Genomic DNA, 13925 nt, shown 5'->3' with positions numbered 1-13925 from the left:
TCATTATCAATCGATTGCTGAGTACAGTATTATTATAATGCCGAGCGTTGATATTGTTTGCTATAGTAAGCGCTAAAATTGAGTAGTATAAATAGTAGTCGCTGCAAAGCTTTAAAAGCCCATAGCAACACGTCATTACGTCATTCATAACCAATAATTGCCATCAGGAGTGAATCATGGCTTTGCGTCCCTTATCTAAAATCGACCATTTGTTGCTTGGGGTAGACAAGGCACTGCGAGCGGTCGTACCGCATTCCAACCCGAGTACCCGTCCGCTACCTGTGAGTAGTGATGAGATTCCTGAGCTGAGTATCACAGAATCACGGCACGTTGCAGGGCTGATGCGTATCAATCATACCGGAGAAGTATGTGCGCAAGGGCTGTATCATGGGCAAGCCTTTACAGCAAAAGATGATAGTGTCAAACAAGCCATGCAGCAATCTGCTGAAGAAGAAGTCGATCATCTGGTCTGGTGCGAGACACGTCTAAGCGAGCTTGGTAGCCATCCAAGTGTGTTTACGCCCCTATGGTATGGTATGTCTTTTGGTCTTGGCGCAGTCGCTGGTGCTATCTCTAATGAGTTTAGCTTAGGATTTGTCGCTGAAACAGAAGCGCAAGTTAGTGAGCATTTACAAGATCATATTGGACAACTGCCCCCGCAAGATCAGCGCTCAAAAGAGATATTGGCACAAATGGATAGCGAAGAATTACATCATCGTGAGCTGGCACTCGCTAGTGGTGGCGCTGCACTATCGCCACTCATGCGCCATACTATGCGCTGGATGGCAAACCGCATGAAAGCCACGGCTTATCATTTTTAACCGAGTTGTTTTGACCACCATAGGGCAACAAAAACTGCCTCAGTAATGTCTCTTAACACTCCTACTACTGTTCGTATTAAGATTAATTTGCTAGGGTATAAAAAATTTGTACGATTTTTTTCCGTCACTGTTCTGTCACTGTATGGGTACGATATCGATATCACGCCGCTATCAAGCACTGGGTTTATCGATAACGACCAAATAGACCAAACAACGATTAAATATTAAATAAGGTAACTATCTTTATGAACGACATCAGTCAACCAACCCACACTCAAAAATCGCCTAAGTTTGCGACTTTAACCGCCTTGGCTGCCGCTTGTGCCATGATGTTGTCTGCGCCTGTAAATGCTGCCGAAGCAGATGCTTCAGCTACCGCAAATGCCGCTGTGCCAAGCGCCGTCGACTCAAGCAAGCGTGTGATTCGTCTTGCTAGACCAAATGCCGCTGTTAACGCTGTTCAGCTTACAACCGCTCAACCAGCAGTAGCAGCAAGTACCGCTGTAGATGTAAGTGCTCAAGCAAATCTCAATGCTAGCCAACAAAGCAGCGCCCAAGTTAATAACACTCAAACGCATAATATACAGCCTGTGCGTGCGCCGCAAAACAGTGCTCAAAATCAAGCCGTCCAACCCAATCAAAATACTGAGCTTACAGGAACAACGCGAGTGTATGAGCGTGGACCTATCGTTGCAACGGGTATTGACTTGCGTGGTGGTCAGCTATCAAACATCCCAACGCCGCAGGTACAAATTTCAGACATCAGCTTTGTACCCACTACTTTAATTGCGCAGCAAACTGGTCTTGGTACAGACAAACTGGATGTCAGTTTACTCGATGATTTTATTAAAGAAACATCACCCTATGCGCGTCATTATCCACCAAACTTTCCCAACCGCACCCAGCGTCATTACGCGCGTGAAAAAATTAAAGTACTAACCGACTGGATTGAGCCTTATGCCAAATCGCCTAATGCGTCTTACGATGTGTTACTGCGTGCAGCTAAGCTCAATGGTATGGGACGTAACTTAGATTTAGGGTCGGAATACACGGTACGCGGTGGGCAGTATATTGACCGTGCCATCAAACTCAAACCAGATAGTGGTGAAGCCAACTTTATCTACGGTATGATGCTCTCAGAAGGCGGCGGTTTTAAAGAAGGTCAAAAGTATCTTGATCAAGCGGTTAGCTTAGGCTATACCGAAGCAGAGCAAAGCCTAGCACAGTCGGATGTCTTGAGTGATCGCCGTGAAAAAGCGCTAGAGCGTTTACGTCGTTTGGAGCAGACAGTCCCAGACAATACGGTTATCCGTCAGCAAATCAAGCTAATCGAAGATGGTAAATTTTATATTTGGGATATCCCAGCATCAAACATCAAACCAAATATGTAAGTCAAAACCTTATGAGGGTGACGTATGATAAATACGTCATCAACATTAGATAAAAATATAGTGAATTCAGTATTAAAACGATACAGTGGGACAGGGATAAATTTTACGCAGCCTCTGTCGGCGTAGGCACAGCAAGCCAGAAAAGTTTATCCCAGTTCCGCGTTACAGTATGGCGTATCTATTTTATTTGGAATCGACTATAGTTAAAAATCAAAAATCTAGCGCCTTTTTTATATTGAGCACACAGCAATATAATAAGGCGTTTTTTTTGTATCCAATATAAAGGCACACAAGATAAAGGCATGTGAGCCATGTAAAATAAACTACCCTCACAATCTTCCTTTATTTTTTATTCGTCCCCTATCCTTCTTTATTATTTAATCCTGTTAGCCGTGCAATTCTCTTTAGCACCCTATCCAACTAATTTAGCAAAACTTGAATATAAAGCGCGAAATACGATAGTCGAAGCATCAAACTTCCGCTACACTCATTCTAAGATAAGTGCTGTTTCAGCATACCTGCCTGTCCATTATTCACTGGAACTACCTATGATTTTCGCTGACCCTGTCAATAATGCGCTAACAGCCACCCATCAATATAAGAAGCCTTTAGCGATATTGGCACTGCTATCAGTTATCGCGATATTGCCCGCTTGTAGCACTGTCTCTGTCAATAGACAGGCATCTGCCAAGACTATTTCGGCGCAGCGAGGCAATATTGTCACTGACAATAAGCTTAGTAGTGATACCGCCTCATTATTATTGTCAGCAGGGCTTAATGAGCAAGCCTGTATGCAGCAATTTGAGCTATGCTTAACGCAGCTGTCTGATAGCATGCTTAATAGGCATTATCGCCCAGCACTGGCCGCCTTTGCAGAGCTACACTATGCAAAATCGCGCCAGCTTGCTACCTCAAAAAGCTGTAGCAACGCACTCGCCCGTCCGCCGCTTGATCCCTATTATGCCAATGCGCCTTTGGACGATGCTGAAGCTAAAATGCAGCAGAGCAAAACAGAGTTATGCTTGATAGATTATCAAGCGCGGCTCTTTGATGCCATCAAATCCAGCTATACCTATTTATTCTATGACAGCTTAGCGCATGATTTTGAAGGAGCTGATGAAAAGGTAAGTGGCGGGCGGGCAAAAAATCGTATCCCAAGCGATATCGATATCCAAACTCAAGATATTTATAATGCCGCCAGCAACGATGTTATTACTCAGCTTTATCAATCAACAGGCAATATGAACCAGTTGATGCGCAATGTAAAAGTAGAGCATCTTGCTACGACCGCTAACGCCAGCATACATGACAGTAATGAGCTTGCAGCTATTGCCAATCACTCGCCCCTCATAGGACAGCCGACCGATCAAGTCAAGGTAATGAAGGTGCAAGTAGACAACTACCATCTAAACGTTTATTTGCCTAATGAAAACAACTATCTTAAAAATGCCAATGAGAAAAATTCTGCACTGGCAGATCTTGTATCAACTTATGAGCTGCGCTTGTCGGGTCTAAACTCCATTAGTAAGCGACCGGGTTTGGGTATCAGCTTAGTGGCATCATTGGACGATCGCTATACCACCACCATTCGTCAGTTATTACTCGCTTCGCTCTCAGGACAAATCGGTCAAGAAGCGGTCAATGACAGAATGAGCAATAATAATGCAAGCAACGCTGCAAAAAATGCTCAAGAAGACGACGCCAGCTCACGCATATATCCTACTGGGCATCTATTGATGACGGGATTGATCAAACCTACTGGCACAAGTGTACTCGACACTCTAAGTAGCGAGCAGCTCGACATCCATTTATATAACCCTTATCGCAGCGAGAGCGCCTCTATCTTGGGCGATGACTATCCACTGGCCGCCAATTTCTCTGCTGGCTATGGCTTATGGTTGGCAGAAAACCAGCTCGATGGTGTTGGCTATCTAAACCTTATCACGCGGCAAAAAGAAGCCAGCTTACCTAAGCTCTTTATGCTTGAGCCTTATGACCCTAACAAGCGCGTGATTATCATGCTCCATGGTCTGGCATCAAGTCCAGCAACGTGGGTCAATTTGACCAACGATATTTTTAATGATGATAAATTGCGTAATAACTATCAGGTATGGCAAATCTTTTATCCGACCAACCTGCCCATTTTAGAAAATCGTTATCAAATTCAAAAACTTATCACCGCCACTTATCAGCAAACCGATCCCACAGGCGCAAACCTTGCCAGCAAGAACAGCGTGATTATCAGCCATAGCATGGGCGGTATCATTGCGCGCATGATGTTGTCTGATGATAATTTGGCAAATAACCTAGATGCCTTAGACGACAACCGTTTATTAGCCAACAACAGCCAGCGTCAGGTTGACGCCATGCTCAAGCAAGCATTGACCAATAAAGAGCTACGCAACCGCTTTGAATTAAAGGCGCTGCCGCAAGTTGATACGGCCGTATTTTTATCATCGCCCTTCCAAGGTACTGACTATGCTGATCGCTGGTTTACCCGTGCGTTACGCCGTATTATTTATCTGCCTGTAGGCTTAGTAAAAACCGTCACCGACAATTTGGCAACCATTGCGATAAAAGGTGACTTGGCAAATAACCCGTTAGGGGCGCTGTATCTGCAAAATGGTGCCAGTCAATTGAGTGACAAATCCTCTTTTATTCAATTAACCAAAGACATTAGCATCAATAAGCGCATTACTTATCATTCGATCATCGCTAATAACGATGCTGATATCACAAGAGGTTTGGCAGCGATGCAACCGGCAGGCGTCAAGCTTGATTTGTCGCAAGCAGTCGCAGAAGAGGATGATAGTGAGATTGAGACCGTTGATACCAGTATGACTAATAGTACCAGTAGTATTGAAAATCCAGATAATGCAGAGGTTTCAGCTGCTGGGGTTGATGTAGTTGATGTAGAGACTGCAAAAGACGTGCTTGCTAAGCCAGATGCCTTGCCACCTGAAGCACTGGTCGCAGCTGTGACAGTCAATGAGGAAATCAGTCAAACACTAACTGAGCGTTTGTCAGATGGTATCGTGCCTTATACCAGTGCCCATCTTGATGGGGCAGCATCTGAGACGGTGATCAATGGCGGTCATAGTATCCAAGAAAATCCGCAAACGATTTTAACCTTACGGCGTATCTTGCATCAGCAATTACAACAATAGTTCATAGTAAACAATAAGCTGATTATTTTTATAGTAAATTTTTCAAGAAATCGGATAAAAACGCATTATTAAAAAATGTGTTTTTATATTACTATTTTGTATCTATTGATAACTTTATTTTAACAATAGCGGCAACATGAAGCACACGCTATTACATTGTTAATCATTTATGACCAATAGGTATGTGATATGCCTTGATAGCAACTTGCGCGTAAGCCTACTCAAGCGCATAATGCTTAAATAGAAAAAAAATTAATAACGCCATAAGAGACATATCTTATAGTTTATAAGGACATAAATTATTTACTTTAACTACATAGTAGTGCTTAGATTATCATAGATAAGGTGTTGTCTAGATGACAACGATAGCCAGTTTACATTGACTATTGTTCGTAACACATTATCCTACTGACATCCGTATCAACGGACAGCTACGAACAATGATTTCAGCGTAACATGGAAGCAAGCGCTATTCAGCTAAAATATAAGGGTAACCGCTTATGTTCGCTACATTTATGATTGACCAGCTTGATGCGCTGATGCTTGCGCGTATCCAGTTCGCTTTTGTTATTTCATGGCACATTGTGTTTCCAGCTTTTTCTATCGGACTTGCCAGTTGGCTGACGGTTTTAGAGTTTCGTTGGTTAAAGACCGGTGAGCCTATTTATGCCGAAGTCTATAAACACTGGGTAAAAATATTTGCTGTGGTGTTTGGTATGGGCGTGGTATCGGGCGTGGTGATGTCCTACCAATTTGGCACCAACTGGGCGGTGTTTTCGGATAAAGCAGGTAACGTGCTGGGTCCATTACTCGCTTATGAGGTCTTGACCGCTTTTTTCTTAGAAGCATCATTCTTAGGGATTATGCTCTTTGGCTGGGGCCGCGTTAGTAAACGCATGCACCTTGCTTCAACAGCAATTGTTGCCATTGGTACACTGATATCAGGGTTCTGGATTTTGGCTGCCAATAGCTTTATGCAGACGCCACAAGGTTTTATGGTTGGCGCCGATGGCCTGCTGTATCCTACCAATTGGTTAGAAATCATTTTTAATCCCTCATTCCCCTATCGCTACGCCCATATGATGACCGCCGCTTTCTTGACGACGGCCTTTGTTATCGGTGGCATCGGTGCGTATTATCTGCAATCTAAAAAACATGTCGAACATCGAAAACATGGTCGTGTCATGCTCGGTATGGCAATGGTGATGGCTATTTTTGTGGCCCCAGCACAAGTGCTGATTGGCGATATGCACGGGCTTAACACACTAGAGCATCAGCCTGTCAAAGTCGCGGCTATGGAAGGGCTTTGGGAAAATGAGCGCGGTGCGCCGCTGATATTATTCGGTATTCCCGATCAGCAAGCAGAAAAGAATCACTATGAAGTTAAAATACCTTATGTGTCCGGTTTGATCTTGACCCACTCCTTTGATAAAGAAGTTAAAGGGCTTAAAAATTGGGCGCCAGAAGATCGACCTTTTGTTCCCGTTGTCTTTTGGGCGTTTCGTATCATGGTTGCCATTGGTATGCTGATGGTATTGGTAGGATTATTTAGTCTATATAAATACTTTAAAAAACAGCAGTTTAATTCTGATAGTATCTGGTTTCACCGCTTATGGATGATGATGACGCCGATGGGCTTTATTGCCCTATTAGCTGGTTGGTTCGTCACAGAAACGGGTCGTCAACCATGGACAGTATATGGCGTGATACGGACAGCAGAGAGCATGTCTCCGGTTGCTGCCCAGCAAGTAGCAACGACGCTGATTGGCTTTATCGTGCTATATGTCTTTGTATTTGGTGCAGGCAGCTTTTATATTTTACGCTTGATTGCAAAAGGTCCACAGCCGTATGAAGACCCTGCTGATGATAACTTCTATGAGCACTCTATCACTGAAGGTCAAGGTCGCACATTAAGCGGCGATAACAATGCCAGTGACAAAGTAGAAGATTTGGATCAGCCTGCCGATGACGTCGAAGATGGAGGGTTACGCTAATGTTTAACTTTGGTGACGTATTAGATTTACCCCTCATTTGGGGCGGCTTAATAGCCCTAGCCGTTTTTGTCTATGTATTACTTGATGGCTTTGATTTGGGCTGTGGTATTTTATTCCCCTTTGCAGGCTCGGACAAAAACCGTAGCCGCATGATGAACTCTATCGCCCCTTTTTGGGATGGTAATGAGACATGGTTAGTATTGGGCGGTGGTGGTTTATTTGCCGCCTTCCCAGTCGCCTATGGCATTATTATGACAGGGCTTTATCTGCCGGTCACCTTTATGCTGTTCGGTTTGATTATGCGCGGCGTAGCATTTGAGTTCCGTTTTAAAGCAACCTCACATCGCTATGTATGGGATACTTTTTTCTTTATCGGCTCTGTGATTGCAACCTTCTTCCAAGGGATTATGCTTGGCGCTTTAGTCCAAGGACTTGAGGCAAGTAACCGCTTATATACCGGCGGTCCATTCGATTGGTTCACGCCGTTTTCTGTGATATGCGGTATCGCCTTGATTATCGGTTACGCACTGCTTGGCTCGACATGGCTCATCATTAAGACTGAGCATAAGCTACAAGTCTGGGCGCGAAAAGTTTCTGGCTGGATGCTATCAGCATTGGTGGTAGCCATGATTGTCGTTACCGTCTTTATGTATTTCTCAGACATTGATGCACTAGAAGGCTGGTTTAGCTTCCCAGGGTTATTGTACCTAGCACCGATGCCGGTGATTGTCATAGCCCTATTTTTCCTTATGCGTAAGGATTTGACTTCAGAGCGTGAATATCGTCCATTCTTGTTGACCGTTGCGCTGTTTTTGATGGGTTATATCGGCGTATGTTTTGCGATTTTCCCTTACATCGTACCGTATCAAATGACCATCTATGAGGCGGCAGCAGCGGATACCTCGTTATCCTTTATGCTGATTGGGGCTGGTATTATGTTACCGATTATTTTGAGCTATACCGCATTTGCCTATTATACGTTTAAAGGTAAAACAGATCACGAGCACATGTATTAGGCGGCACTCTATATTCTAAGTTTTCAGGAGAATACGGTTTAGGAGCATATCATGAAAAATCTTAGTAAAAAACAATCGCAATGGGCATGGTTTATTGGTTTATATATCGCAGGTTTTCTGACGATTTTCACCATCGCCCAGCTGATTAAACTGGCAATGGGCGTATAACGTATAAGTAATTTCCCCATTTAGCTACTCATAAAAAACCGCAGCGCTAATCAATGATTAGCGCTGCGGTTTTTTATGACCTATTACTACTGGATGTTATAAATTAAGCACCGCAATGTTCGCTGACACCTTTATTTTCTATAAAGGTATTTACCTGCTCTAGGCGCTCAGGCGTACCAACATCTATCCAATTATCCGGCATGATCTCAGCCGTCACTTGAAATTTCATCATCACTTGTCTAAGTAGTGGTCCAAGGGCGGCAGATTGACCTGATACCAAGCCATCAAATAAGCGCGGCGACACCACACTGATACCAGCAAAGGTATACTTATCGGCGTCACCAATAGGCTGCTCGCTTGCTAAGCCGTTATTAATGGCAAAGTCGCCACCATCATTATGCTCAGGATTATCAATCAATAATAAATGGGCGCGCTGGTCTGCGCTGAGCTCATACGAGGCTAATCGACTAAAATTAAACGTCGTCCATACATCAGAGTTGACTAAGATAAAGGGCTCGTCTCTTAACTTCCCCGTCTGTAGGGCTTTAAAAATACCGCCTGCTGTCTCTAACGGCTCATCTGCTTCAAGCGACCAATGCAACTGTACGCCAAACTGAGCGCCATCGCCAAGCGTGTCCATCAACTTATCAGCCAGCCAAGAAGCATTAATTGTAATATCAGTAATGCCAGCAGCTTGTAGTGCTTTGATATGCCAAACAATAAGCGGCTGCCCGCCTACTTCCACTAGTGGCTTTGGCGTCTCTAACGTCAATGGACGCAGGCGCGTGCCCTTACCTGCGGCCAAAATCATGGCTTGCGTTATTACTGACATAAGTAATCCTTATTCTTGGCGAAATTTATAGAAGACGACTGTTTATCAATGGCGTTGATGACATGGGCATTAGATGTATTGTTGCACAAATTTGGCTTGATAAGCAGGTAATACCTCCTCTCTGACCCATTCATTAAACGGTACTATAGCTTGCTGTAGCTGGGGATTGCCATGCATACTTAACCATTCTAACTCAAACAGTAAGTCGCGCATGACTTTAGGAATATCCGCTAAATAACGACTTTTCCCATCACGCTCATAAAGTCTGATAAAAATACCCAGCACTTTTAGATGTCGCTGTACGCCTATGATATTGACCTGACTCTCAAGTTGCTCAGCACTGTCTGCTGTTGCCAGTCCTGCATCCTTTTGTAACTGCCAAAAGTCGTGAATCCACTGCGTTATTTGCGGCTCTGACCATTCGACATAGGCATCACGCAATAATGATACCAAGTCATAACTATGGGCACCAATCACCGCATCTTGGAAGTCAATCACCCCTAAGCGCGTATTGTCTGCCTGATCTTGCATCAAATTGCGACTATGATAATCACGATGCACAATGACCTGCGGCTGTAATAAGATCTCTTCTATCAAAGCCAGTTTTAGGTTTCCCCATAATGATGTCTCAAGTGTCACGCCGATATGCGGGATAAACCAGTCGCTAAATAAGTCCATTTCACGGTTCAGCATGGCCGCATCATAATCAGGCAGCTGATACTGAGACTTGGCGGTCTCCACCGCTATCTGTTGTAGCGCAACGAGGGTCTGCATCGCTGATTGATAGTGGTCATTTACTTGTGCTGGTGTCGCTTCAATCAGTAAATGAGCAAACTCTACTGCACCAAAATCTTGCAAAACCAAAAAGCCTTTTGTCACGTCTTGTTCGATCAGTGTGGGCACATTGATGGCTTGCGACATAAGATTTGCCACAGTGATAAACTGCTGCATCGCGTCTTGCTCGTCAGCCGAATCCATGACAATATAACGCGCATTTTTTGCCATCTCATCTGTGTTGTCAGTTGTCAGCTGAATACGGTGATAACGACGAGCGCTGGCATCACCCGGCAAGCTCTCAAGGGTAAAGGATTGCTGCTCGAAAACTTGCTGCAACCAAGACTCTAAATGCTGCTGGCGCGTATTCATGGCAGGTATCGCAGGTTCTGATATGTGTCTATCGGTAATCGTGTTGTCGGTCATAAAAAGCATCGCAGGTTAAATATAAGTCGTAAATGACTAAATGAGTGATAAGTAGGACAAATACTTGCTAAAATAGTGAGCGCTTATTGCACAGTCACTGCTGTCTTAAAAACAGCATGGCTATCTAATAAACTTTGATAATTTGATAAATAGTGTAGCTGATTTGGTTTTTTTTGACTATGATTAGTCGTCATTATATGTAAAACGTCTCAATTTTTAAGATTATATTATTTATTATTCGTTTATTAAACGCTGCCGCTGTCGAAAACAGGCTTGATAGACGATTATTGCAATCCAATAGGCTCTACAAATCATAGGTGTGCCCTTGTTATATTCTCCGCTTTACCAAAGCATCCGGTTGATTTTATTTGGCGCGCTAGGCTTATCAAGCCTAAGCGTGAGTGCCGCTATCAATCAGACTGACTCGATGATGCCTGAGCCACTGGTGACTGATAGCTCAAACCAGTATGACGATACCGTAGCAGCTGATGCCAATATTGAGACAGGTTTTTATAATGAAACCAATCAAGATATCCGCTATCAAAGCGACCAAGGCGACTATGGGCAGTCAACAGACTATCAGAAATCCACTTTAGCCAGTGATGCTACGCTAGGTAATGACGTGGCTATAAATAGCAGTAATATTACTGAGATTAATGAGCGTACAAATAACAACCAAGAGAGTCGCATTGCGCCCGTAAATACCAGCAGCTCATCAAAAGCTGGTAGTCGCCGAATTGATACCAATGACGAGAGCATTCAAGAGAGCCTCAAACGCTTAGCAGAATTTTATGAGCTGACACCAGATAAGAAGAACAATACCGACACTCGCGTAAACGATGAAAAAAGCAATACTTTAAACAGTCTAACGCCTGTAACGACCAACATTCCAACCGTAGGCAGTAATCTGCGCTTGCTGCCACACACTGTCGATAGCGCGGCGCGCTGTGAAGGTCAGTGGGTTTATCCTAAGAAGAACCCTAACTACCAACGGGCTGTTGATGAAGCAAGCGCTAGTAGCGGGCAACCAGCACCCAATTTAAATAGGCTGCCCAATAATCAAGCGCCGCTATTTGCAGAGTCAGATTATGGCTATTACGATAATATCGATTATGCCGAGCTATCAGGTAACGTCATCATTGACCAAGGTACTCAGCATATTGAGGCCGAAAAAATCGTATTAGACTTAAGCAACGGGGTAGCAGCGGCGCAAGGTAAAGTGATGTTTACTGACCAAGCTACGGGCAATGTCTCTGTCACGGGAGTGCAAGATCGCGCTCAGCAGAACGGTAAAGCCAGCCTTACTGATAAAGCGACACAAGGGGGTCTTATTGGGGTCGCTGATAATTTAAATTACAATACAGAAACGGGGCAATCTACCGCTACCAATGTGGCTTTTGCCAGTGTTGATCTGCAATCACACGGTTATGCCAAGCGCTTGAACCGACCGAATGAGAGCCAATATGAATTGGATGAGGTCATGTATAGCACCTGTCCTCCTACCAATCGCAAATGGCAATTTGATGCCAAAAGCATCGATTTAGATACTGATACAGGACGCGGTGAAGCCTACAATACGACCTTCCGTATTGCTGATGTGCCCGTGTTCTACCTGCCTTATTTTAACTTTCCGATAGACAACAGACGCGGTAGTGGGTTTTTGTTGCCTAACGCAAGCATTAGCAGTGAAAATGGGCTTGAAGTCGATGTCCCTTACTACTTTAACCTAGCACCCAACTACGATGCCACGCTAAGCACACATATTTATACCACTCGTAATCCGATGCTATCTGGCGAGTTTCGCTATTTAACGGAGAACTATGGCGAGGGTATCTTTAATGGTTCCTACTTGCCTAATGATAAAGAATACAATGGCGAAGATCGCCGCAGTTTGTTTTATGATCATTACTGGTCATCTACTAGCATCCCGCGTCTAAGTGGTGAGGCCAAATACAGCTACGTGTCTGATGCTGACTACCTTAATGACTTTGATACGCTTGGTTTATCAGACAATACCTTGAACCTGCCGCGCCGAGCGCAACTGAATTATTATAATGACTATGTCGACGGTGAGCTAAAAGTAGAAACCTTTCAGACACTTGATGCGCTGAATAATAATGGGCAGATGTTGCAAGATAAAGACAAGCCTTACTCACGCCTCCCGCAGCTTAAACTTGATTACCGCCTGCCTTGGGCAAAGCATTTTGATATCACTGGCGTCAGTGACTCCGCTTATTTCAAAAAATCAATCGATGATGGTTCTGAAAATGAAAAAAGTGGCACACGTTTTTATAATAAACTCAGTGCCTCTTATCCTATGGAGAACTCATGGGGGTATATCAAGCCAAAGCTTAGCTTACAACATCTGTTTACCACTTATGATGAAGACAGCTTGGTCGACAACTCATTGGATAAAGATGATGGCAGTCAGTCGGTCTTTGTCCCCCAAGCCAGCATTGACGCTGGGTTGAATTTTTATCAAGCCGGCTCCCCGTTCGGCGCATTCGATGACACATTGGGTGGCTATCGCCTGCTTAGCCCACGCTTAAAATATACTTACTCACCTTACAAAGACCAAAACGATATTCCAAACTTTAATACTCGTATTGCGTCTATCAATTATGAGCAGCTATTTTCAGACAGCTGGTTTTTAGGTCATGACCGTTTGCAAGATTTACATGCGTTTACCCCAGGCGTCAACTATCGTTACATCGATGCAACGGGCGTGACACGTTTTGATGGTAGCATTGCAGAGCAGTTCTATATTGATGATGGGCGTGTTACGCTTGACAATACAAAACCCGTTTTTACCTCGTCCTCGTCAGGACTGGTTTGGGATACCAGTACGCAGCCGTATAATAATGTCTGGATCGATGTGAGTGGCGCGCTAACCAATAGCTATGATCTAAATTATATTACCACTGAGTTACGTTATCAGCCCTCTGATAATAGCTTGTTTAATGTGGGCTTTGTTAAACGTCAACGTGATGAAAATACCAACCAGCTACCACTGTCAGCATTGACAGCGTCAGCGGTTTTCCCCATTAATAATAACTGGCGTGTATTGGCTCAGGGTCAATACGACTATAACCGCAATCAAGTACTCGATTCACTGATTGGGATCGATTACGAGGACTGTTGTTTTGGTTTTGCGGTTTATGGGCGTCGTTATTATAATGACCTAAATATCGCTGACAAGCCCACACAAGCGATTATGGCAGAAGTAAGATTGAGCGGTCTTGGCAGCGGTAGTAGCCGTCTAACACGCCTGCTTTCTGATAAGATATTGGGCTTTGAGCCTGTGCAAAGCGCGTGGAAAGACTAAGCTTACAATAA

Annotated in this window: 9 protein-coding genes; 7 read left to right on the top strand and 2 right to left on the bottom strand. The window is 44.0% G+C overall.

Annotated features, from left to right (window positions below; all coding sequences use genetic code 11):
• The first annotated feature begins 182 nt into the window (after positions 1-182).
• The 6 genes from coq7 (at position 183) to ABYU67_RS03160 (ending at position 8557) form a co-directional block, all read left to right on the top strand.
• Entirely contained in the window at positions 183-821 is a 639-nt protein-coding gene (gene coq7, locus ABYU67_RS03185; protein ID WP_372843624.1) for a 2-polyprenyl-3-methyl-6-methoxy-1,4-benzoquinone monooxygenase, read from the top strand.
• A gap of 245 nt (positions 822-1066) precedes the next feature.
• Positions 1067-2212: a tetratricopeptide repeat protein gene (locus ABYU67_RS03180; protein WP_372843570.1), complete on the top strand. Its 1146-nt coding sequence runs from the start codon at positions 1067-1069 to the stop codon at positions 2210-2212.
• A gap of 548 nt (positions 2213-2760) precedes the next feature.
• Positions 2761-5379, top strand: a complete 2619-nt coding sequence (locus ABYU67_RS03175) for an esterase/lipase family protein (protein WP_372843569.1) — start codon at positions 2761-2763, stop codon at positions 5377-5379.
• A 500-nt stretch (positions 5380-5879) separates the two neighbouring features.
• Positions 5880-7373 (top strand): cytochrome ubiquinol oxidase subunit I, encoded by a 1494-nt coding sequence (locus tag ABYU67_RS03170; protein WP_372843568.1) that lies wholly within the window; start codon positions 5880-5882, stop codon positions 7371-7373.
• Complete coding sequence (gene cydB / locus ABYU67_RS03165; protein WP_372843567.1) at positions 7373-8389, top strand: cytochrome d ubiquinol oxidase subunit II; 1017 nt, start codon at positions 7373-7375, stop codon at positions 8387-8389. The genes ABYU67_RS03170 and cydB overlap by 1 nt, the downstream gene beginning before the upstream one ends.
• Positions 8390-8440: 51 nt before the next feature.
• Positions 8441-8557 (top strand): hypothetical protein, encoded by a 117-nt coding sequence (locus ABYU67_RS03160; protein WP_020443792.1) that lies wholly within the window; start codon positions 8441-8443, stop codon positions 8555-8557.
• 103 nt (positions 8558-8660) lie between these two features.
• Here ABYU67_RS03160 and murU read toward each other — a convergent pair whose 3' ends face one another.
• Both murU and ABYU67_RS03150 read right to left on the bottom strand, forming a co-directional pair.
• Positions 8661-9389, bottom strand: coding sequence for an N-acetylmuramate alpha-1-phosphate uridylyltransferase MurU (murU, locus tag ABYU67_RS03155; RefSeq protein ID WP_372843566.1), 729 nt, complete (start codon positions 9387-9389; stop codon positions 8661-8663).
• Positions 9390-9458: 69 nt separating this feature from the next.
• Positions 9459-10589, bottom strand: a complete 1131-nt coding sequence (locus ABYU67_RS03150) for an aminoglycoside phosphotransferase family protein (RefSeq protein WP_372843565.1) — start codon at positions 10587-10589, stop codon at positions 9459-9461.
• 325 nt (positions 10590-10914) lie between these two features.
• Between ABYU67_RS03150 and ABYU67_RS03145 the strand changes: the two genes are divergently transcribed.
• Positions 10915-13914 carry an LPS-assembly protein LptD gene (locus ABYU67_RS03145; RefSeq protein ID WP_372843564.1) on the top strand — a complete coding sequence of 1000 codons (3000 nt, stop codon included), beginning with the start codon at positions 10915-10917 and terminating at the stop codon, positions 13912-13914.
• Positions 13915-13925 lie beyond the last annotated feature (11 nt).

The organism is Psychrobacter sp. (genome assembly GCF_041554015.1).
In the GTDB taxonomy this organism is placed as follows: domain Bacteria; phylum Pseudomonadota; class Gammaproteobacteria; order Pseudomonadales; family Moraxellaceae; genus Psychrobacter.
Note: the sequence above shows the minus strand (reverse complement) of the source record. Positions and strands in the feature narration are given on the sequence as shown.

What these genes read in the sequence shown, in the direction of transcription:
- ABYU67_RS03180 (WP_372843570.1), top strand. Translation starts at nt 1,067, where the DNA reads ATGAACGACATCAGTCAACCAACCCACACTCAAAAATCGCCTAAGTTT.
- ABYU67_RS03175 (WP_372843569.1), top strand. Translation starts at nt 2,761, where the DNA reads ATGATTTTCGCTGACCCTGTCAATAATGCGCTAACAGCCACCCATCAA.
- ABYU67_RS03170 (WP_372843568.1), top strand. Translation starts at nt 5,880, where the DNA reads ATGTTCGCTACATTTATGATTGACCAGCTTGATGCGCTGATGCTTGCG.
- cydB (WP_372843567.1), top strand. Translation starts at nt 7,373, where the DNA reads ATGTTTAACTTTGGTGACGTATTAGATTTACCCCTCATTTGGGGCGGC.
- ABYU67_RS03160 (WP_020443792.1), top strand. Translation starts at nt 8,441, where the DNA reads ATGAAAAATCTTAGTAAAAAACAATCGCAATGGGCATGGTTTATTGGT.
- murU (WP_372843566.1), bottom strand. Translation starts at nt 9,389, where the DNA reads ATGTCAGTAATAACGCAAGCCATGATTTTGGCCGCAGGTAAGGGCACG.
- ABYU67_RS03150 (WP_372843565.1), bottom strand. Translation starts at nt 10,589, where the DNA reads ATGACCGACAACACGATTACCGATAGACACATATCAGAACCTGCGATA.